Here is a 19,455-nt window from a genome sequence, read left to right on the forward strand (position 1 = left end):
GGCGTAACCCTTAGCGATGACCGTACACGCGTGGACGCGTGTAGTAGTCGATGAGCGGAACGGTGATGTTAGCCAGCAGTACGGCAAATGCCACGCCGTCCGGATAGCCACCAAAGCTGCGAATAAGCCAGACCAGCAAGCCCGCCAGCGCGCCGAAAATCAGACGACCTCGGTTGGTGGTAGAGGCGGTGACCGGATCGGTGAGAATAAAGAATGCCCCGAGCATGGTCGCGCCGGAGAGCAGATGGAGCTGTGGGCTGGCCAGTGACTCAGGTGAGATGACCCAGCCGAGCGTTGAACAGACGGCCAGCGTCACCAGGAAGCTCACTGGAATATGCCAGCGGATCGCTTTTTGTTGCAGCAGGAAGGCACCGCCCAACAGGTAGGCCAGATTGACCCACTGCCAGCCCGCACCCGCCAGTACGCCGCTGTAAATAGACGATTTCATCACCTGCTCGACGCTGTGGCCGGCACGCAGGGAGGTTTTGAAGGTATCGAGCGGGGTGGCCTGGCTGATGCCATCCACGCCCATGCGAAGCGCGTTCATATCCGCGCCCATCGCGGTGTGGCCAGTAAAGATAACGTTCAGGGCATCCATAAAGCCGGGCACCGTGGCGGCGATCTCATGCGGCGGCAGCCAACTGGTCATCTGTACCGGGAAGGAGATCAGTAGCACCACGTAACCAATCATTGCCGGGTTAAACGGGTTATGGCCCAGCCCACCGTACAGCTGCTTGGCGATGATCACCGCAAACACCGTTCCCAATACTACCATCCACCACGGGGCGAACGGGGGAATGCTGATGGCCAGCAACAGGCCGGTCAACAGAGCGGAGTTATCGCTCAGGATGCGAGTCACCTCCATTTTGCGCAGCTTCAGGATCGCTGCTTCCGCTGCGACGGCACTGGCGCAACCCAGAACTAACTGGAAAAGCGTACCCCAGCCGAAAAACCAACACTGTACGGCAATACCTGGCAACGCGGCCAGGCACACCAGCATCATAATACGCGATGTCTGGCGCTGGTTATGGGTGTAAGGGGAACTTGCAATTCTGAAAACCATTTAATCCTCGTTAACGGCTTGCTGCGCGGCTTTCTTTGCCTGAACACGCGCAATCGCGGCGGCGACTGCGGCTTTGCGTGGATCGTCGTTGGCGGCCGCAGGCCGTTCGTCCTGCTGTGCCGCTTTTCGTGCTTTGGCACGGGCGATGGCCGCTTCAACGGCGGCTTTACGTGGGTCGACAGGCGCTTCACTCTCTTCGGCAGGCTGAAGCTGTGCCGCTTTACGTGCTTTGGCGCGGGCGATAGCGGCTTCAACGGCCGCCTTGCGCGGATCGGTCGCTTCCTGTTCAACCACCACTGTCTGTTGACCGGCTTTACGGGCTTTTGCCCTGGCGATAGCCGCTTCCACCGCCGCTTTACGCGGGTCTGTGTCGGCTTCCGGTTTGGCGTTTTGCGCCTTCTCCGCCTGACGTGCGCGCGCTTCGGCTTTACGCGCTTCGCGGGCGGCAATCGCTTCGCTATTGTCCGGCTTTTGGCCAGACACGATCGCTACCGGCTGAGCGGCAGTCGCGTTCTTCTCCCGCACACGGGCGAGGGCAGCGTTAATCGCATCCTGATCTTTCGCCGCAGGCTGCACGGCAGCCTGCTTATGGCGTTCCTGACGGGCTTGTTTCTCGCGCTCCAGTCGCGCCTGGCGCGCTTCAAAGCGGGCCTTCGCTTCAGCGGCACGTTTTTCTTCCATGGAGATAGCGTAGATTTCGGCTTTCTCCTGACGGAAGTACTGCACCAGCGGAATATTGCTTGGGCAGACCCAGGCACAGGCACCGCATTCAATACAGTCAGCCAGGTTATGCGCCTGGGCTTTATCGTGCAGCTGGCCTTTGCTGTACCAGTACAACTGCTGCGGCAGCAAGTCTGCCGGACACGCATCCGCGCAGGCGCTACAGCGTATACAACCTTTCTCTTCCTGCGTTTCGCCCATCTCCGTTGGGGAAGGGGCGAGCAGGCAGTTGGTAATCTTCACCACTGGCACATCCAGCCACGGCAGGGTAAAGCCCATCAGCGGGCCGCCCATAATGACCATCTGCTCGCTCCCCGGGCAGAAGTCAGCCTGTTCCAGCAGATGATGCACCGGCGTACCCAGACGCGCCCAGACGTTGCCGGGACGGGAGACGGACTCGCCGGTCAGTGTGACGACGCGTTCGGTCAATGGCTCGCCGTCAATCACCGCACGTTTCACCGCGTAGGCAGTACCCACGTTTTGCATCAGCACGCCGATATCGGACGAACGGCCCCCATGGGGGACCTGTTTTCCGGTCAGGATCTGCGTCAGCTGCTTCGCCCCGCCGGACGGGTATTTGGTTGGAATCACGCGCAGGGCGATATCATGGCTGTCCGCCAGTACCGCACGCAGCATCGAAATGGCCTGCGGTTTATTGTCTTCAATACCGATCAGCACTTCGCGGGGTTGCAGGATATGCGCAAGAATGCGAATACCTTCCACCACCTGCGCGGCACAGTCCTGCATCAGACGATCATCGGCGGTGATGTACGGTTCGCACTCGGCGGCGTTAATAATCAGCGTTTCGATTTTATCGCCGCCGCCGTGAAGCTTGGCGCCGGTCGGGAAGCCAGCGCCTCCAAGACCTGCTACGCCAAACTGATGAATGCGTTCAATCAGCGCTTCACGGCTGCGGGAACGGTAGTCGCTCCAGCCGTCACGATCGATCCAGCGATCTTCCCCGTCGGCTTCAATGATGACGCTCAGCTCAGACAACGCCGAGGGATGGGCAACGGTATGGGGGGCAACAGCCACCACCTTGCCCGAAGTCGGGGCATGTATCGGCAACATACGTCCACGACCAAAGGTCAGCGGCTGGCCGCGAAGGACGGTATCGCCTTCTTTCACGCACAGCTCGCCTTCCGCGCCGATGTGCTGTTTCAATGGCATCACGTAGCGGGTCGCCAGCGGAATTTGACGCAGCGGCGTACCGTTTGACTGGGTTTTCATTTCCGGGGGATGGATACCGCCGTCGAAGTCCCAGATCTTCTCTTTTCTGAAAGCAGAAAATAACTTAAGCATGTTGTTCCACAGGAATATTGCGAACCGGAATGGTCTGAAGATCCCATTTCCAGCTTTCGGTCGTCGTTTCAACCGGGCGGAGTTCTATACACTGCGTCGGGCAGGGGGCCACGCAGAGGTTACAGCCGGTGCACAGGTCCGCCACAACGGTGTGCATGGCGCGGGTTGCGCCTACAATGGCGTCGACAGGGCACGCCTGAATACATTTGGTGCAGCCGATGCAGTTGGCTTCGTCGATAACAGCAAGGGCACGAACGGGCTCCTGCGCCTGTTCATCGCCGTCGACAGGCTGCGGATCGACGTTCAGCAGGGCAGCTATTTTAAGCATGACCGCTTCGCCACCCGGCGCGCAGCGGTTGATCTTTTCTCCCTGCACGCCCACAGCCTCAGCGTAAGGACGGCAGCCAGGGTAGCCGCACTGCCCACACTGGCTCTGCGGCAAAAGCTCATCAATTTTTTCAACCACCGGATCGTCCTCTACCGCAAACCGGCGGGAGGCATAACCCAGAATGATGCCAAAGACGAGTCCCAGTACGCTGATGGACGCGATGGCAATCCAGATAGCACTCATTACAACTTCACCAGACCACTAAAGCCCATAAAGGCCAGAGACATTAAACCTGCGGTCACCAGAGCGATGGCGTTACCGCGAAACGGCGCGGGAATATCCGCCGCTGCCAGACGCTCGCGAATCGACGCGAACAGGACCATAACAAAAGAGAAACCGACCGCCGCGGAAAAACCGTACAGCGCCGACTGCATGAAATTATGCCCAAGGTTGATGTTGAGCAGCGCCACGCCCAGCACAGCACAGTTGGTGGTGATGAGGGGCAGAAAAATACCCAACAGGCGATACAGGGCAGGGCTGGTTTTACGCACTACCATTTCGGTAAATTGCACCACCACCGCAATGACCAGAATAAAGGACAAGGTGCGCAGGTAGAGCATGTCCAGCGGGATCAGGATCCAGGTATCAATCAGCCATGCGCAAATGGAGGCCATCGTCATCACGAAGGTGGTGGCCAGCCCCATGCCCATTGCCGTCTCCAGCTTTTTGGAGACCCCCATAAACGGGCACAGGCCAAGGAACTTCACCAGCACGAAGTTATTAACCAGCACAGTTCCGACAAAGAGCAGTAAGTAATCGGTCATTATTTAGCCTGAAATAAAAGAGCCGCCTATTATCGGATAAACGACAACAGGCCACAACAGGTTAACTGTAAGGTTATTACGGGTTAACGAAGGTCTTCTTAACGCGCGTCGACCGCTTGAAATAGGGCACCAGAAGCGCCGTTGCAAGCAACGGAAAGAGTAGCTGGCGAACCGCCAGTGCGTCAGAAACTGGCGAAAAAGCGAACGCTTTGACGGCAAGCAGCACGGAGACCAGCAGCCAGATAATGTAATGTTTCGGCACGCTTCTGCGGCGTTTGAAGAAGGCGATGGTCAGCCAAAGCGTGTAGTACCACATCGCGATTGCGAAAACGAACGACACAAACCACGTCGCAATATTGAGCGCGCTCTGAGACATCAGTGTCTGGATAGCATGAGGAGTAACCAGTGCAGTGGTGTAAAGCAACAGCGCCAGCGAAGCGCTTAATAAAGCCACCAGCAGCCATGCCAGCGGGGCGATTAACCAGCCCCCAATTCTCTCTCCAGGCAATGCGGTCATACGCTCTCCCATAGTCTGCGCGAAATGTTATACAGAAATTTGCAGGGCGGAGAGTATATAACATTTCACGCCGAAGGCTACTTTCTTATACAACGTAACGCCAGACAGATTTAGGTACTTCCCCCACGTTGAACAGACGACCGCCAGAGACGAGTTCGGCGCGACGATGGTCAGCCGCGCGGTACATATTGATGATGTCCTGATTATCCGACAGCGTGTAGTTCAGATGGTCAAACAGTTTTTCCAGGCTTTCGAGGGAATTGATCTTGCGAAATTTTAATAAATAGTCCTGAACTGTCATATTAATAAGTTTCCATATAAAAGGGTAATACCCATAAAGGTAATGCGTTCGAATAATAAACGGATTAATAAAGACGTAAACTGTCCACTCGGGTAACGCGACGAAATTAGGAGTTTTCTTTGCGAAGATTCAGGCATCAGCAGATGCCTGGAAGAGAAGGGTAACCCCGTTCATTACGGCTGGCAATACGTTCCATGACGTAATGTGTCACGCTTTATGACGATGCGGCTTACTTTTGTTGAGCAACAGTAACAGGCTCCGGCGGCTGGTAGTTATCGATATGGCTGGCAATGCCGAGCAACACGACTGAAACGCCAAGGACAATCCATCCCGCTAATTCATTGATTCGATTAATTATTGATGACATATTTTGTGTTTGTAATTTATCCTTAAATACAGATTACAAATGTTACAGCGGCCTTTTCGACAGAGCAAGCGCTTTGGGAACGATTCCCGGGCCCCATATACACACTTTAATGCGAGGTAACAAAAAAAGCTGTCGCGAGATGCTATTTTAACTCACAGGGCACATTATTAATCTGTGCGTTAAGCACAAGGCCAGTGATAAATAAGCGCACAGCGAGGGGGCATACGATGAGTGAAAACATCCGCGTCGGTCTTATTGGCTACGGGTACGCAAGCAAAACCTTTCATGCGCCGCTGGTTGCCGGCACGCCGGGAATGGAACTGGCGGCTATCACAAGCAGCGATGAAACCAAAGTCCATGCCGACTGGCCAGCCGTGCCGGTGGTAACGGAGCCTAAGCATCTGTTTAACGATCCTAATATTGACCTTATTGTCATTCCCACCCCTAACGACACCCATTTCCCCCTGGCGAAAGCGGCGCTGGAGGCTGGCAAACATGTCGTTGTCGATAAGCCTTTTACCGTGACGTTGTCACAGGCGCGCGAGCTGGATGCGCTGGCGCGAAGCCTGGGTCGGTTATTGTCGGTCTTTCACAACCGGCGCTGGGATAGTGATTTCCTGACGATCAAAGCGCTGATAAACGAAGGCACGCTCGGCGAAATTGCTTTTTTTGAGTCTCACTTCGATCGTTATCGTCCGCAGGTGCGAGATCGCTGGCGCGAGCAGGCGGGACCGGGCAGCGGCATCTGGTATGACTTAGCGCCGCATCTTCTCGATCAGGCCGTTCATCTGTTTGGTCTGCCCGTAAGCATGACGGTCGATTTAGCGCAGCTCAGGCCGGGGGCGCAGACCACCGACTATTTCCACGCCATTTTGAGTTATCCGCAGCGGCGCATTGTGCTGCACGGGACAATGCTTGCGGCGGCGGAATCGGCCCGCTATATCCTTCACGGGGCGCGCGGCAGCTATGTGAAGTTCGGCCTGGATCCGCAGGAAGAGCGCCTCAAAAATGGCGAACGCTTACCGCAGGAAGACTGGGGTTACGACATGCGGGACGGGGTGGTGACGCGTGCGGAGGGTGAGGTACTGGTTGAAGAGACGGTGTTGACCCAGCCTGGGAACTATCCGGCGTATTACGCCGCAATTCGTGACGCGCTGAACGGTTCAGGTGAAAATCCGGTTCCGGCGAGCCAGGCAATCCAGATTATGGAGCTCATCGAGCTGGGGATCGAATCTGCCAAACATCGCGCAACGCTCTGTCTGGCATAAGTGCCAAACGCTTTCGTAGGCCGGGTAAGCGCAGCGCCACCCGGCAGTAAAGAGGGCTACTGAGCAACTTTATCGCGCAGCGCCTGTTTCTCTTCAGGCGTCAGGAAGGCGATCTCCAGCCCGTTGATTTGCGCCTGACGGATCTGCTCGCGGCTCAGCCCGGCCTGCGGCGCGGCGATGTTGTATTCGTGAATAATATCCACGCCCTGAACCGCCGGATCGTCCGTGTTCAGTGAAGCCAGCACCCCGTGTTCAAGGAAGGTTTTCAGCGGGTGTTGCGCCAGCGACGCCACTGTACTGGTCTGAATATTGGAGGTCAGGCAGGATTCGATTCCAATACGTTGTTCGGCGAGGAAATCCATCAGCGCGCGATCTTCAATGGCTTTCACACCGTGACCAATACGTTCCGCACCCAGTTCACGAATGGCCTGCCAGATGCTTTCCGGCCCCGCGGCTTCGCCAGCATGAACGGTAATATGCCATCCTGCATCACGTGCGCGGTTGAAATGAGACAGGAACAGGCTGCCCGGGAAGCCCAACTCATCACCGGCCAGGTCGATGGCGGTGATCTGGTCGCGATGCGCCAGTAACGCTTCCAGCTCCTGAAGACAGGCCGCTTCACCGAAGGTACGGCTCATAATACCGATCAAACGCGCCTGAACGTCAAAGGTTTTGCAACCTTCACGCACGCCCTCAATGACCGCTTCAACCACGCCCGCTACGGGGAGACTGTGGGTCATCGCCATATAGCCCGGAGAGAAACGCAGTTCGACATAGTGCAGGCCGTTGCGAGCGGCATCTTCGATGTTTTCAAAGGCGACACGGCGACAGGCATCGAGCGAGGCCAGCATCTTCACACCCCAGTCAAGCTTGCTCAGAAAACTTACCAGATCCGGCTCGTTCGATGTCACCTGGACATGGGGGATCAGGATTTCAAGCGTTTCGGCAGGAAGCGTTAAATTGAACTGGCGACCAAGATCGAGAATAGTTTGGGCACGAATGTTCCCGTCGAGGTGGCGGTGAATATCAGTTAAAGGCAGGCGTGTATCAATCATGGTCGCACTCTTTGCTGGTTAAAGTGCGCCATATTATAAAAACAAAACGGGGGAAAAAGCTATTTGCGCAAGGGAATATTCCGTTGCGCAAATTATTTACAGCAGACTGTTGATGCCAGCGATAAGGCGCTGAACGCCCTGTTCAAGCTTACTACGCGGACAGCCAGCGTTCAGTCGCACATAGCCTTTTCCTTCATCCCCATAAGTATATCCCGGCATGATGGCCACTTTTTGTTGTTCAATCAGCACGTTTTGCAGCGTTTTGTCATCAATACCGAGTGGGCTGAGATCAATCCAGGCCAGATAGGTGGCCTCTGGCGGTTGCCAGTTGAGTGTCGGAAATGCAGCATTCAGTTCGTCAGCAATGTAGCGCAGGTTTTCTTCGAGATAGGTCCGCAGCGCGTCCAGCCAGGGTTCGCCCTGCCGGTAAGCAGCAATGTGCGCGGTCAGCGCCAGCACGGAAGGGGAAGAGAGTCCGTCCCGTCCTTTTAATGCATTCAGATAGGCGTTACGGCTGTCGTCATCGGCGATAAGCCCCCAGGCGCCCGTCAGTGCCGGAATATTGAAGCTTTTGGAACCGGAGGTCAGCAGCGCCCATTTACCGCGTGCAACCTCATTCCACGGGGTATGGCGATGCGTGCCCCATACCATGTCCATATGAATTTCGTCGCTGATTACCGCCACATCATGACGGCTGCAAAGCGTTGCAATTGTGGCCAGCTCTTCCCGCGTCCAGACTTTGCCGGTCGGATTTTGCGGGCTACACAGCAGCAGAACCGTGTTTTCCGGTTTTGCCAGCGCCGCTTCCAGCGCGGCCATATTGCCGTCCCAGCCACGCGCCGTTTTCTGCATCGGCACGGAAACAACGGTACGCTGGTTGCCTTCAATGGCTTTATAAAAGGCATCGTAAGCCGGGGTATGAACCACCACACCGTCGCCAGGCGCGGACCATATGCGGATCAGCTCCGAGACCATATAAATGACCGACGGCCCATACACTACGGTTTCGGTATCAATCTGACTGTTAAAGCGTTGCCGGAACCAGTGCGCCACGGCAGCCAGAAATTCGTCATTTTTCCAGCGGCTGTAGCCAAACACGCCGTGGTTGATGCGCTGGTGCAGCGCATCGGTAATACAGGGAGCGGTGGCGAAATCCATATCAGAGATGGTGAAGGGCAGCAGGTCGGCAGCCCCAAAACGGTCAGCGACATAATCCCACTGGGTACACCAGGTGCCGTGTCGATCCACGACGGTAGAAAAATCAAACATGACGGTGCTCCGTAAAGTAAAACCCCCTCATGACGAGGGGGGCGAGGCATCAGGCTTCGACGGTTCGCATCAGGGTTGCCAGCTCATCCTTCACTGACTGTACCTGCGGGCCAATGACGACCTGCAAATTGTGTTGATTTAACTGTACCACGCCGATAGCCCGGTTAGCTTTAAGTGCGTTGGTATCCACTTTGGACATGTCCGCCACCGACAAACGCAGGCGGGTGATGCAGTTATCCAGAGAGGTAATGTTATCCGCACCGCCCAGCGCCGCCAGAATAGCCGGCGTGTTATATCCGGATTTCCCAACGGTACCGGCCACTGCCTGTTCAACGCTGGTGGCCGTATCGGTATCGCGGCCAGGCGTTTTCAGGTTAAAGCGGGTGATGGCGAAGCGGAAGATCCCGTAGTAAACCGCGAACCAGATGGCGGCCACAACCGGCACCAGATACCACTTGGTGGACAGGCCGTGCAGGATACCGAATACCACGAAGTCAATCACGTTACCGTCAGTGTTACCGATGGTCACACCGAGCACAGCCATCACGGTGAAGCCCAGGCCTGTCAGTACGGCGTGGATGAGGTATAACACCGGTGCCACGAACAGGAACAGGAACTCGATAGGTTCTGTCGTACCGCCCACCACGCAGGCAATAACGCCGGAGATCAGAAGGCCTTTAATTTTATGACGATTTTCCGGACGGGCGCAGTGGTACATCGCCAGCGCAGCGCCCGGCAGGCCGCCGAGGAAGGCAGGCATTTTCCCCTGAGAGAGGAAACGCGTCGCACTTTCAGAGAAGCCGTGCGTGGTCGGGCAGCTCAGCTGGGCCTGGAAGATGGTCAGCGCGCCGCTAACGGAATGACCGCAAACGTCCATAGTGCCGCCTGCTTCAGTAAAACGGATCAGGGCAACCAGGATGTGCTGTAAACCAAATGGCAGCAGCAGACGTTCACCCGTACCGAAAATCATCGGGCCGAAATCACCCGCGCCGTTGATAATGCGGCCAATTCCGGTGATCCCCATGGCAAAAACCGGCCAAATCAGAGGGATAATCAGACCAAACAGACCCATCACAACCAGCGTAATGATTGGCACAAAGCGGGTGCCGCCGAAGAAGGCCAGCGCATCGGGCAGGCGGATGTTATGAAAGCGCTCGTGCAGCATCCAGATGATCACTCCCGCGATCACGGCTCCAAGGATCCCGGTATCGATGGACTGAATACCAATCACGCTCTGAATGTTATTGGCTTTCAGTACCGCCGCGTCGGTCGTGGGCAGGATCCCTTTGGCGGTCAGCCAGAAGTTAACCGCAAGGTTCATGACCGCATAGCCAACGAAGCCCGCAAACGCCGCCACGCCTTTGTTTTCGCGCGCCAGACCCAGAGGAATGGCGATACAGAACATTACCGGCAGGAAGCTAAAGGCAAAAGAGCCGACCTTGCTCATCCAGATGAATCATGATTGAGGTGGTATTAATATGTTAAATCAGATAGTTAAGGTTATGCGGTTTTTCTATGGGGCATCAGTGGGGCATTTTGAGTAAATGATGCGTTCAAAATGCCCACCTGGTCATGGTTATTCTCGGTCATCCATTTACCGTAAACCGTGAATAGCATTTGCGCTGACGAATGGCCCATCTGGTGCGCAACGAAATTTGGGTTCGCTCCGGCGACCAGTGCCCAGCACGCATATGTGTTCCTGGTTTCATAAGACCGTCTTTGTCGGACGCCTGCACGACGCAGGGCAGTGCGCCAGGCTGAATTAATGGATCCTGGGACGTAGCACATCGTCTTCTTACCGTTCATTGAAGTAATGGACGGCGAGAATATAAAGGTGCATTCATCGGTTCTCTTTTTTTTGTATTCCCGTAGGCTGACGCTTACCTTGTGGGATGCCATCATTCTGGTCAGTGGCATTTGCGCCTTGAGTGCATCAATTGCTGGCTGGGTCAGCTGTATTGTTCGAATCCCGGCGTTGGTTTTTGGCAGGGTGAAGTTTCCCTTCAGGGAATAGTTGCGTGACACTGTAACAGTCCAGTTGACAGTATCCACATCCTCCCAGGATAACGCGCTTAGTTCGCCATGCCTGACGCCTGTATTTACCGCAAAGATAACCATATTCTGAAACTGTAGCGTTGGGCAGGCCGCAACCACTCTCTGATACTCATCAGAAGTAAGAGGATCTGGAATGGGTCTTTCTTTTGCGAGAGGGGTAATACCTGCCATCAGATCGGTTTTCAGGTAGCCACTTTTGAAAGCAAAGCTCAGCATCCCGCCAAGGCATGCCATATAGCTATTGACTGTAGGAACGCTTCTTCCCTTTTTGGGTGGATGATTTAGACCATGTCTGGTCTTCTGCCAGCCGTTCAGTAGCTCCTTCCTGGCACTAAGGATATCTTCAGTGTTCAGGCTGCCGATATACCTGTGCTCACCAATTGTTTCGATAGTGGTTGTGAGGTGGCAATCGTAACGCCTCAACGTCCCGAGGCTAAGCTCCATCTCTTTAAGCCCAAGCCATTTCGATTTCAGTTCAAGTAGTGAGATTTGCTTTCTGACAGTGCTGAATTTCTCTGCGTTCGATGAATCAGGGAATTGCGAGGCATAATTGAATGTGCCTGTCTTTATCGCAAAGCAGACTGAAGCCCGAAGTTCGCCTGCCATTTTCCTGTTTTTTGGCGTGTCAGGAACGCCGAGATTTTCCCTGACACGCTTCCCCTGATATATGAACCATATGCGTAACGATTCGCCATGAACCTCTACGCCTGTTGGGTATGCTGCCATAATCATTCCTCGTTTGATGTGCCAAAGGACATTTAAGCAGATATTCTCCGGCGTTTCGCTGGGCTTTGGTGCTCGATCCAGTGGTTTATCTCATCGCGGTTATACATGATTGGGCTGTTTTGCTTAGGTGCCATATCAGGGGCAACATGGCGATAATGCTTTCCCTCCATCCAGGTAGACCGGCGGGCATGCTGAATCATGTGCTTTGACATGCCGGTTGTCGCAGTTAAAAGTTCCTCTGTGACCCATTTATTCGGTACCAACTGAATAATGTCGCTCATGGTTTTCTCCAGGCAAAAATAAACCCCGACAAGCGGGGTCATTTATTCATTTATTTTTTAATGCTTTCGGCGGGACGTCTCGAAAGCCGATGATATTTCTATCGCCTTAGGTTTCTTTTGCTTTTTACCAGTAATGGCTTTAGCTCCCATACAATCGGTGCATGCAATTATTTTGGAACCATCTGACATGTTGATGCGCCTACATTCAAGCCTTGTTTTTTTACACCGTTCACACCTGCTTAAACCTTTTATAATTCTCCTGCTTAAAGCCACTGGTTTTGGCGGTTTTGTTTTGAATTCCGACATAAAATCCTCCTTGGAAGAATTATAACCTCGGGTCGTTGTATGTATGCTCTTATCTGTCTAACACTTGCGTCACGCTTTGATGTGAAGGCGTGGCTCGCCGTCTTTCGGCTCTGGCAACTGGCGCGCCATATTCACCTTCAGCTTTTCTTCCAGCGCCGCGGTGATTTGCTCATCGGTGATACCGGCGCGCCGCTGTGCGTCCCATATCAGGAACTGAATATCAGCCCATTCGCTGAGGTCGCCGGGATCGGCGGCAGCTTCCAGCGCTTCTTTCGAAAGGTGTTTCAGCGGTCCGATAGGGCCGACATTACCGAAGGTCTTTTCTGACCATTCAGCGTGGCGCCGCCGGATCAGGTTTCTGGTGAACTGTGATTTCTTCGATTCGTAAGGTTTCACGCTCTCACCTCATGCCGCACGCTGGGCGCGCAGCTTCTTCAGGTGTTCTGCTGTTTCGATTTCTTCGGCGATCCGCTCGGCCTGTGCTTTGGTCAGCGGTTCGAATTCGTGCTGAAAGCGGCCCATGCTGGCGATGCAGGTGCGGCCGTTGCGGATGTAGTGGATTACTTCGTGGGTAGCGCGGAGGATTTTGCAGGGCGCGCCGTGGGGATCGGCGTACCAGGTATTAGGCTGGATTATCCTGAACATTGGCTGACTCCTGATTGCGCTTTAATTCCTCTCGGTATGCTGCAACCTCTTTGGCTTTCCTTTTCTGCCGCGGTGATGGCTTTGCGTGCTCCCAAACAAAAGGCCAGTTGCTACCCCATACCAGCCAGCGTCTATTGCTAATTCGATATGTATTATTGATGTGAGCTCCAAGCAGCCGACGGGCTTTTCTGTTATTCATGACAGCCCCCTCTGCTTATTCCTCAATTCGATTTCTTGCTGGCAACTGGAGCACGTCTTGCATCCGGGAACGGCAGCGCGCCGCGACTCAGGGATGTCTTCGTCGCATTCTTCACAACGTTCAGCTGATACGGCGTTGCGGTTCAATCTGTGAGCGGAAAGGGCAGCGTTACGCTGAAGCTCTTCAATCTCTGCTGCTGTGTCGATGATATCGGCCATGGTCACTCCTTACCGAGGGCTTTGTTGATAGCATGCAGCGCCTTCTTTCCGGCAGGTTCATCTTCGAGTCGCCAGTTACCGGCATCACCTGAATCAGCGAGCTGCTTATAGTTGTCGAACAGGGATTGAAGCGCTACCAGTAAATCCGGTGCTGCGGCCATGAGCGTACCGTTATCGTCTTCGGAACCATTAATCAGTAACTCAGCGAGAAGGCCACCATCACCGCGAATCGTTCCGGTCTCTTTGCTATATGACCAATTACCTTTAGTGCCTTTAAAATCTTCCATATTCACTCCGCGAACTGTCGGTTAATTCGGTTGAAGGTGAACGCCAGCAATAAAAAAGGAGCTTTAAGCTCCTTGGTGATTAGTGCCTTCATGCTGCACCACCTTCCAAGCCGACCAGAAATGCACAGTCCTTCTTGTGCTCGTTACAAGACCAAACAACTTCGTCATCGCCCCGGAAAACATTCACCTCCACGGTCGTTTTATACTTCGCCACTGCACCGCATTTGCATTTAGCAGAGGTGTTTTTGCTTTTGGCTGACACGCCACCCACCCTTGGGTGCTTGCTCATAATCCTACCGCCTTACCCAGCCTCTCGCTGAATTGCTGAATGTGGTCACGCAGTTCTGTCAGCGTCTGCGCTTCAGATTCCAGAATTTCCTTGTGCATTAATTCCCGCACTAGATGCTCGAACTTGCTGAAATAACCCAGCCGCGAAAGCACTTCCTGCCCGGCTGATTTACCTTCCTTAGCAATCTTCTTCTCATTCAAAATCAGGTCATGCGCCGAGCCGGTGACGACATATTTGTCGCCTAATTCAATGCGTAGTGATTTGGTCACGATTCAACTCCAAACCGCCCGTTAAGGCGGCCAGTTTTGACGACGAACTCCAGGAGGCTAACTCCCAGAGCTTCAATTTTCTTGTGATGCTTGTTGATGATGGGAGGCACCGTTTCGTTCCAGTTAGGCTTTGGCTTCTTGCGCATGGCCTGCTGGATTTCTTCGGTGCAGCGGCGGCAGGCGGCGCGGATGGCGTTTTCATTTGCTGGCGTCATGCGGCCTCCGTCATCTTTTTGAAGGAATGAGCAATACGGGCAGAAGCAATGGTTACGTAATCCGGGTTAAGGTCGATGCCGATGAAGTTAAACCATTCCTCTATAGCTGCCCGGCCTGTGCTCCCGCTTCCCATCCACGGATCAAGCACGGTACCGCCAGGCGGAGTAATCAGCCTGCAGAGATAACTCATCAGAGCGATCGGCTTAACGGTAGGGTGGTTGTTCTTCGCGCCACTGGTACGCCCGGCACCGGCGCGCGGATCATTAATGCCGACGCTTCCTTCTTTGCGTCCGCCGGTCATGTCGCTGGCTGACGTCGCGATAAATCTCTCGAGGCCTTCATCGCGCTCTTTAGGTTTGACCTTGGCGCAGTAGAAGAAGCGGGCAGCGCTCTTGCTGCTATCGATGCGTGGAGTTGATTCGTGCCGCCGGTCCATTTGCCCGTAGCAATTCGCCGCACCCATTTTAGAGCTTGGCTCATTGCCGGTAAGCGCTCCTTGCTGGCCTTTCGCATCCGGGAACGCTGACACGACAACATCACTTCCGTCGTGAATGATGTTTGCTGGCCATCGCCCCTCTGGTGCCTGCTCGTAATCAGCAACAGGTTCTGTGCCGTCGCGCTGATGTGAAAGCAGACCGCCAGCACAGCCATTTAGCATCTCATCGGTAGGGATGCGGCAGGCATCAATATTGATTGCACCGGTACCATGCTCGGCCATATTCGCCGACACCGTTTTTTTGAAAGGTTTGCGCGCCATGACAATTGGCTCATGGGCTGGTTTCAATGCGGTACCCCAGCCATCAAAATCGCCATCAAGGTTATGCGACTTGGGGAAGCCGCTGCCGTAAATCCAGAGAATTTGGTCGCGGATTTCGAACCCGGCATCCTCTGCATTAACCACAAGGCGGTGATAGGTGCGTGATCCGCCAAACGCCAGCAGGTGTCCGCCTGGCTTAAGGACGCGCAGGCATTCCTGCCACTGCTCAACGGTGGGAACGTCGTAATCCCACTTGTGGTTCATGAAGCTCAGCCCGTACGGAGGATCCGTCACGATGGCGTCAACTGAGTTATCCGGCAGCGTTTTCAGGACGTCCTCGCAACGCCCGACGTGGAGTTGATAGGTCATAATGTCAAACCTCAAAAGCAAGTTGAGGCGTGAACCGATCGCGTTCTGCGTCGTAATTCAGCGAACTTGCAGAGTTATAGGCTTCAATGCGTTCTACCAGCACCGCAGCGCGTGTTTCTTTGCTTGCCGGTGCGTAGGCTGATTTATCCCACGCCTTGTCGATTCCGATGTTGCGCGCAACGTTGGTGCTGTCAGCTGACGACAGCGGGATGTGAGTGAAAATATCTTTGTTCAGCATGCGAAGGCCGTGAAGCTTTGTTATCGGGTAACCGTTCTTATCGACAACGTGCTGAATCAGGTCACGAAGCTTTGCACGGCAGGCGCGTGGGCGTTTAGCGTCGTACTCTCCCATTGAACCGATACACACTCGGGGGAATTCATGACACAGGCGGATGAAGCGCTCATCAGGCTCGTTGAAGTGGTAGACCGGAGCGCCGACTACTTTGCCGTGTGGCCATTCAGAAATCAGAGCGTCATTCTCTTCGCTGGAACCGCCGATAACATCTGGAATAACAGCGAACGCGAAACGAGGATGATTCATCCAATCCTTAACGAATTCGTAATAGTCGAACCAGTTAACTGGCTGGCCCTTATCCCAGAAGCTGAATGCGCCGTTATCCAGCGCGAAAGACTGGGTGACTTCGCTGGCCAGGGATAATTGGCCTGGGTTGGCGAAGGAGATGAAAGCGTGCCTGCCTTTCCATGCCTTCAGCGCGCATGTGTCCGGCGTGATTGGTCCACCATGGAAATGAATCATGCCGCCTCCTGCCTGTCCCGATATTCCTCAGCGAGCCGCTGCGCCTTTAATGGATTGCTGACCACTTCACCCCAAGGCATTAGCCAGCCGTTACCAATGAAGGGAAGGCACACTGTGCCAATCCTGATGTCGTCGTGAGCGTGAGTCATAGGATGGACTCCATTTCGTCGATGTAGAGGCCCTGAGCAATCAGGCGGCGACGGCGGGCGGCACGTTCAATGCATTCCTGCCGTCTACCTTCCTGCGATTGCTCTATGGCGCGCCGGGTGAACAGCCGCGATTTGCCCTGCGGCGTTACAACCTTCGGCTTCGTGACGAGGTCGAAAGTGCGGTCGCAGATGCCGTCCTCGTTGATCCATTTTTCAGACTCAACGATCTGCGCTATCTGTCCGGATCCGCGGGTGATACCGTTTGCTACCCGGTTAAACTCGATGAGCGTTACGCCAAACTTCTCAGCGATTTCGCTGCCGGTTACCGGGCGGCCGCGCGTCTGAATCATCCAGATAACGCGCTCACGGAGGCCCGAAAATTGCCCGGTTCGCCCTGGCCTGCGGTAGAAGGGTGTGCGTTTCATTTCCACTGCTCCCCGAACGTGAAGCCGATCTCCGCCAGCGCCTCGTCCATCTTCTCGATGAACTCCGGCACCATTTCGTTGAAGTCGGACATGTACTGCGGATCCCGCTCAACGACGACGTGGTGAATACCTTCGCGTTTCATGCGCGGGTCGTAGTTGGCAAAAAACCAGGCGTCTTTCCCGGTCACCCACATGCTGTACTGCACCTGGGCCATGTACGCGGACTTGATGGCTTCGAAACCGCAAAGGCGGAATTTCATGAAGTCTCGGGAGGTGAACGGGCATTTCAATTCGAGGCCGAAATCGTTACTGCAAAGGCCGTCAGGGGAGCACGCGGTGCGCATGCTCTCGTCACGGAACAGGATCGGAGACTCCGTGACTTTTACGTTCGTTGTGAACTCGAAGAGGGTGCGGGCGTCTTTCTCGTACTGCTTGCCCCAGGCCAGCGCCTTGGCGTTAACTTCTGGCGCCACGCCGGTGCATACCTCGGCGAGTAGAGTGTGGAAGTAGGACATCTTCATGTCTGTCCATTTCTTTCCCGATCTTGGCTTGGCGATGACGTTGTGCACTTCAGAGGCGGTGATAACACCAAGGCGCAGCCGGTGCCACGCCTCATCGCCCTGTTGGATAGTGGTTACGTCAATGCCGGTCCTGGACAGGATAATTTCGGGTGTCATGCTGCCGCCTTAGCTTTTTTCTGAAGGAAGTTAAACCCTTTCTGTGCCTCTTCCTCAGTAAGGTCTGACGCCTCAAGAATTGGCCGTTTGAAGATGTCGCTGCACACAGGGAGGAAGTCTTGCTCCCAGTCTTTATTCAGCGATGTTAAGAGATCGGTGATCGCCTGAAGCGTTTCTTCGCTTGCTGCTGGTGGAAGCGCTTCAGTGGTGCTGCGCGGCGTGACGTCACGGATATCAACGTCCAGTGATTTACCTTCCATTTCTTCAGCGGTAGGCTGCTGTCCAATCTCAGGCCATGCCTTACGCAACGCCTGAGCTTCTGCGCATTTCGCCAGCTGGCCATATGGGCGCTTTTTCCACATCGCGTTCGGCGCCGTGGTGTCGCGGCCACCGGTGGCGTAGTTTTCAATCCAGTATTCTTTAGCGCTGAACTCGACGATCTCGCCGCTGGGCATGCGCTTGTAGACGGTGTATTTGCACCACTGAGGGAAGGTAACCTCGACACCAGAAAGCGTCTGTGTAGTGTCTGGCCCGAACTCAGGCTCGCGGGCCCCGGCATAATCGCCAGAACGGTCTGCCTGAATGCGGTAAAGGCCGATGCCCGGCATAACGACGTCGCGCCATTCGCCTTTACCTGTTTTCGAGTCTTTGACGTACATTGGAACGAGGTGAACCGGTTTAAGCAACGGATCCAGCTGGCGGGCGCGGCAGTAATCAAGCGCCATCATTACCGATTCGTCTTTGGCGCCAGGGTAGATGCTATTCTTCAGCGCGCTCCAGGTGGAGACGTCGACGCCTATCTCCTGAAGCGACGTCGCTGTGATTGTTAATTCGTTTGCCATCGTTAATCCCCTCAAAAATTAAAACGGGCAGCCGGTACGGTGTTCCCAGTCGTATTCCGCCTGGGCGTAAGCAACTGCCGAAATGAAATTGTTGTAGGCCTCGCCAGACTTATCGCTGCGAAGTCCTTCGTATGGGCTGGTGTCGATCGGGACCGTGAAGTGGAAGAGGCCGGACGGCTCTTTTGGCATCATGTCGATAATTTCCTGCGCCCGGTCGTCGATCCACTTTTCTTTCTCGTCGGTGAACTGTTGCTCTACCCAGCGCCGATCTTCGATGCGGTCGTAAGTGAGGTATGCGTTCATGGCTGAACTCCTGAAATTTGGATGTGCAGATCCCGCCCGCGTAATGCCAAGCCGATCGGTTGAATAGGGTGGTGGTATCAGTGAACCATCGGCTCGCCGCGTTCATTCAGCAGCACAACGACGGAATCACTTTTGATGATGGTTTTTTCGAAGATGTTGAAGGCGTACAGGCCTTTCTCAACGTTCGCAGAGGCGCGATAAGTTTTGCCGTGGTGTTGCAGCATAGTGCCCGGTAAAACCTCGCTACGCGGCACTGATGCGGTGCCGTAGTGCATTCCAATCATACCTTCACCTCAACCTGTTCCAGGAGGCCGGCAACGTGCATCTGCCAGCGGTTAAGCACCAGTTTTTCCCGCGGCGCCGATACCGACGTAAGCTGCCACTCGTTATCGTTGAGCTTTTTGGCGGTGTACTGCTTGCCGTTGTGGGTGACTGTCATGATGCCTCCCGGCTATTTGATTCGGAGTCCTGACGGAATGCTTCACGTAAGAACTCTTTACTAAATTCCATCTCCGGAGCCTGAACGAACGCGATATACGCTTCTTCCTGGCAGTTTGTGCAATATCCGGATCGGATTGCGCATCCGCAATTTTCACAGTGTTTGGACATAATCATCTCCGCGCTTAAGGCCGCGCCGCCGAACGTTAACAAGACTTCTGCGCTAATAGGCG

Annotated in this window: 27 protein-coding genes and 2 pseudogenes; 1 reads left to right on the forward strand and 28 read right to left on the reverse strand. The window is 54.7% G+C overall.

Annotated elements, in window-relative coordinates:
- Nucleotides 1-10 precede the first annotated feature (10 nt).
- The 7 genes from rsxD to blr form a co-directional block, all read right to left on the reverse strand.
- Nucleotides 11-1,063 (reverse strand): electron transport complex subunit RsxD, encoded by a 1,053-nt coding sequence (rsxD, locus tag ACQG2Q_RS10340; protein WP_022647918.1) that lies wholly within the window; start codon nt 1,061-1,063, stop codon nt 11-13.
- The gene (gene rsxC, locus ACQG2Q_RS10345; RefSeq protein WP_063163284.1) at nt 1,064-3,085 is read right to left on the reverse strand and encodes an electron transport complex subunit RsxC; all 2,022 of its coding nucleotides are present in this window, start codon (nt 3,083-3,085) and stop codon (nt 1,064-1,066) included.
- Entirely contained in the window at nt 3,078-3,656 is a 579-nt protein-coding gene (gene rsxB / locus ACQG2Q_RS10350; protein WP_015570664.1) for an electron transport complex subunit RsxB, read from the reverse strand. The genes rsxC and rsxB overlap by 8 nt, the downstream gene beginning before the upstream one ends.
- Complete coding sequence (gene rsxA / locus ACQG2Q_RS10355) at nt 3,656-4,237, reverse strand: electron transport complex subunit RsxA (protein WP_022647920.1); 582 nt, start codon at nt 4,235-4,237, stop codon at nt 3,656-3,658. Before rsxA ends, rsxB begins: the two co-directional genes overlap by 1 nt.
- 76 nt (nt 4,238-4,313) lie before the next feature.
- The gene (locus ACQG2Q_RS10360; RefSeq protein WP_046620103.1) at nt 4,314-4,754 is read right to left on the reverse strand and encodes a DUF2569 domain-containing protein; all 441 of its coding nucleotides are present in this window, start codon (nt 4,752-4,754) and stop codon (nt 4,314-4,316) included.
- Between the two features lie 85 nt (nt 4,755-4,839).
- Complete coding sequence (gene ydgT / locus ACQG2Q_RS10365; RefSeq protein WP_000217941.1) at nt 4,840-5,055, reverse strand: transcription modulator YdgT; 216 nt, start codon at nt 5,053-5,055, stop codon at nt 4,840-4,842.
- Between the two features lie 229 nt (nt 5,056-5,284).
- Entirely contained in the window at nt 5,285-5,422 is a 138-nt protein-coding gene (gene blr, locus ACQG2Q_RS10370) for a division septum protein Blr (protein ID WP_063849280.1), read from the reverse strand.
- 227 nt (nt 5,423-5,649) lie between these two features.
- On the opposite strand from blr, the gene ACQG2Q_RS10375 reads away from it, so the two are divergent.
- Complete coding sequence (locus tag ACQG2Q_RS10375; RefSeq protein WP_032624357.1) at nt 5,650-6,690, forward strand: oxidoreductase; 1,041 nt, start codon at nt 5,650-5,652, stop codon at nt 6,688-6,690.
- 56 nt (nt 6,691-6,746) lie between these two features.
- On the opposite strand, the gene add is transcribed toward ACQG2Q_RS10375, so the two are convergent.
- From add to ACQG2Q_RS10480, 21 genes and pseudogenes are all read right to left on the reverse strand, one after another.
- Nucleotides 6,747-7,745: an adenosine deaminase gene (gene add / locus ACQG2Q_RS10380; RefSeq protein ID WP_063849279.1), complete on the reverse strand. Its 999-nt coding sequence runs from the start codon at nt 7,743-7,745 to the stop codon at nt 6,747-6,749.
- Nucleotides 7,746-7,841: 96 nt separating this feature from the next.
- Entirely contained in the window at nt 7,842-9,014 is a 1,173-nt protein-coding gene (locus ACQG2Q_RS10385) for a MalY/PatB family protein (protein ID WP_063849278.1), read from the reverse strand.
- Nucleotides 9,015-9,063: 49 nt separating this feature from the next.
- Nucleotides 9,064-10,470, reverse strand: a pseudogene (gene malX, locus ACQG2Q_RS10390) (maltose/glucose-specific PTS transporter subunit IIBC); the annotation flags it as partial.
- A 44-nt stretch (nt 10,471-10,514) separates the two neighbouring features.
- Nucleotides 10,515-11,795: a site-specific integrase gene (locus ACQG2Q_RS10395; RefSeq protein ID WP_022650950.1), complete on the reverse strand. Its 1,281-nt coding sequence runs from the start codon at nt 11,793-11,795 to the stop codon at nt 10,515-10,517.
- Nucleotides 11,796-11,827: 32 nt separating this feature from the next.
- The gene (locus ACQG2Q_RS10400) at nt 11,828-12,076 is read right to left on the reverse strand and encodes an excisionase family protein (protein ID WP_022650951.1); all 249 of its coding nucleotides are present in this window, start codon (nt 12,074-12,076) and stop codon (nt 11,828-11,830) included.
- Nucleotides 12,077-12,457: 381 nt separating this feature from the next.
- Nucleotides 12,458-12,730: pseudogene (locus tag ACQG2Q_RS10405) on the reverse strand (dATP/dGTP pyrophosphohydrolase domain-containing protein); the annotation flags it as partial.
- A gap of 57 nt (nt 12,731-12,787) precedes the next feature.
- Entirely contained in the window at nt 12,788-13,027 is a 240-nt protein-coding gene (locus ACQG2Q_RS10410) for a DUF4222 domain-containing protein (RefSeq protein WP_032103556.1), read from the reverse strand.
- A gap of 195 nt (nt 13,028-13,222) precedes the next feature.
- On the reverse strand, nt 13,223-13,444 hold the full coding sequence (locus ACQG2Q_RS10415) for a TraR/DksA family transcriptional regulator (protein WP_421633648.1): 222 nt from the start codon (nt 13,442-13,444) through the stop codon (nt 13,223-13,225).
- A gap of 2 nt (nt 13,445-13,446) precedes the next feature.
- Nucleotides 13,447-13,731, reverse strand: a complete 285-nt coding sequence (locus ACQG2Q_RS10420) for a hypothetical protein (RefSeq protein WP_404347228.1) — start codon at nt 13,729-13,731, stop codon at nt 13,447-13,449.
- An 88-nt stretch (nt 13,732-13,819) separates the two neighbouring features.
- Nucleotides 13,820-14,020 (reverse strand): hypothetical protein, encoded by a 201-nt coding sequence (locus ACQG2Q_RS10425; RefSeq protein WP_404347226.1) that lies wholly within the window; start codon nt 14,018-14,020, stop codon nt 13,820-13,822.
- Complete coding sequence (locus ACQG2Q_RS10430) at nt 14,017-14,289, reverse strand: DUF5405 family protein (protein ID WP_171854242.1); 273 nt, start codon at nt 14,287-14,289, stop codon at nt 14,017-14,019. Before ACQG2Q_RS10430 ends, ACQG2Q_RS10425 begins: the two co-directional genes overlap by 4 nt.
- Entirely contained in the window at nt 14,286-14,504 is a 219-nt protein-coding gene (locus ACQG2Q_RS10435; RefSeq protein ID WP_045617910.1) for a hypothetical protein, read from the reverse strand. The genes ACQG2Q_RS10430 and ACQG2Q_RS10435 overlap by 4 nt, the downstream gene beginning before the upstream one ends.
- Nucleotides 14,501-15,631, reverse strand: coding sequence for a DNA-methyltransferase (locus tag ACQG2Q_RS10440; protein WP_426759132.1), 1,131 nt, complete (start codon nt 15,629-15,631; stop codon nt 14,501-14,503). Before ACQG2Q_RS10440 ends, ACQG2Q_RS10435 begins: the two co-directional genes overlap by 4 nt.
- Before the next feature lie 4 nt (nt 15,632-15,635).
- Nucleotides 15,636-16,388, reverse strand: a complete 753-nt coding sequence (locus ACQG2Q_RS10445; protein ID WP_426759133.1) for a hypothetical protein — start codon at nt 16,386-16,388, stop codon at nt 15,636-15,638.
- Nucleotides 16,385-16,537 (reverse strand): DUF1317 family protein, encoded by a 153-nt coding sequence (locus ACQG2Q_RS10450; RefSeq protein WP_426759134.1) that lies wholly within the window; start codon nt 16,535-16,537, stop codon nt 16,385-16,387. Before ACQG2Q_RS10450 ends, ACQG2Q_RS10445 begins: the two co-directional genes overlap by 4 nt.
- The gene (locus ACQG2Q_RS10455) at nt 16,534-16,962 is read right to left on the reverse strand and encodes a regulator (protein ID WP_096216701.1); all 429 of its coding nucleotides are present in this window, start codon (nt 16,960-16,962) and stop codon (nt 16,534-16,536) included. The genes ACQG2Q_RS10450 and ACQG2Q_RS10455 overlap by 4 nt, the downstream gene beginning before the upstream one ends.
- Nucleotides 16,959-17,639, reverse strand: coding sequence for a lambda exonuclease family protein (locus tag ACQG2Q_RS10460; protein ID WP_426759135.1), 681 nt, complete (start codon nt 17,637-17,639; stop codon nt 16,959-16,961). Before ACQG2Q_RS10460 ends, ACQG2Q_RS10455 begins: the two co-directional genes overlap by 4 nt.
- Nucleotides 17,636-18,481 carry a phage recombination protein Bet gene (gene bet, locus ACQG2Q_RS10465; protein ID WP_032737349.1) on the reverse strand — a complete coding sequence of 282 codons (846 nt, stop codon included), beginning with the start codon at nt 18,479-18,481 and terminating at the stop codon, nt 17,636-17,638. The genes ACQG2Q_RS10460 and bet overlap by 4 nt, the downstream gene beginning before the upstream one ends.
- 18 nt (nt 18,482-18,499) lie before the next feature.
- Nucleotides 18,500-18,784 (reverse strand): host nuclease inhibitor GamL, encoded by a 285-nt coding sequence (gene gamL, locus ACQG2Q_RS10470; RefSeq protein ID WP_426759082.1) that lies wholly within the window; start codon nt 18,782-18,784, stop codon nt 18,500-18,502.
- A gap of 77 nt (nt 18,785-18,861) precedes the next feature.
- Nucleotides 18,862-19,068: a cell division protein FtsZ gene (locus ACQG2Q_RS10475; RefSeq protein WP_001752704.1), complete on the reverse strand. Its 207-nt coding sequence runs from the start codon at nt 19,066-19,068 to the stop codon at nt 18,862-18,864.
- Entirely contained in the window at nt 19,065-19,223 is a 159-nt protein-coding gene (locus ACQG2Q_RS10480) for a hypothetical protein (RefSeq protein WP_170141967.1), read from the reverse strand. Before ACQG2Q_RS10480 ends, ACQG2Q_RS10475 begins: the two co-directional genes overlap by 4 nt.
- Between the last annotated feature and the right edge of the window lie 232 nt (nt 19,224-19,455).

Origin of the sequence: Enterobacter cloacae complex sp. 370H10 (assembly GCF_050031535.1) — a bacterium.
Lineage (GTDB): Bacteria > Pseudomonadota > Gammaproteobacteria > Enterobacterales > Enterobacteriaceae > Enterobacter > Enterobacter intestinihominis.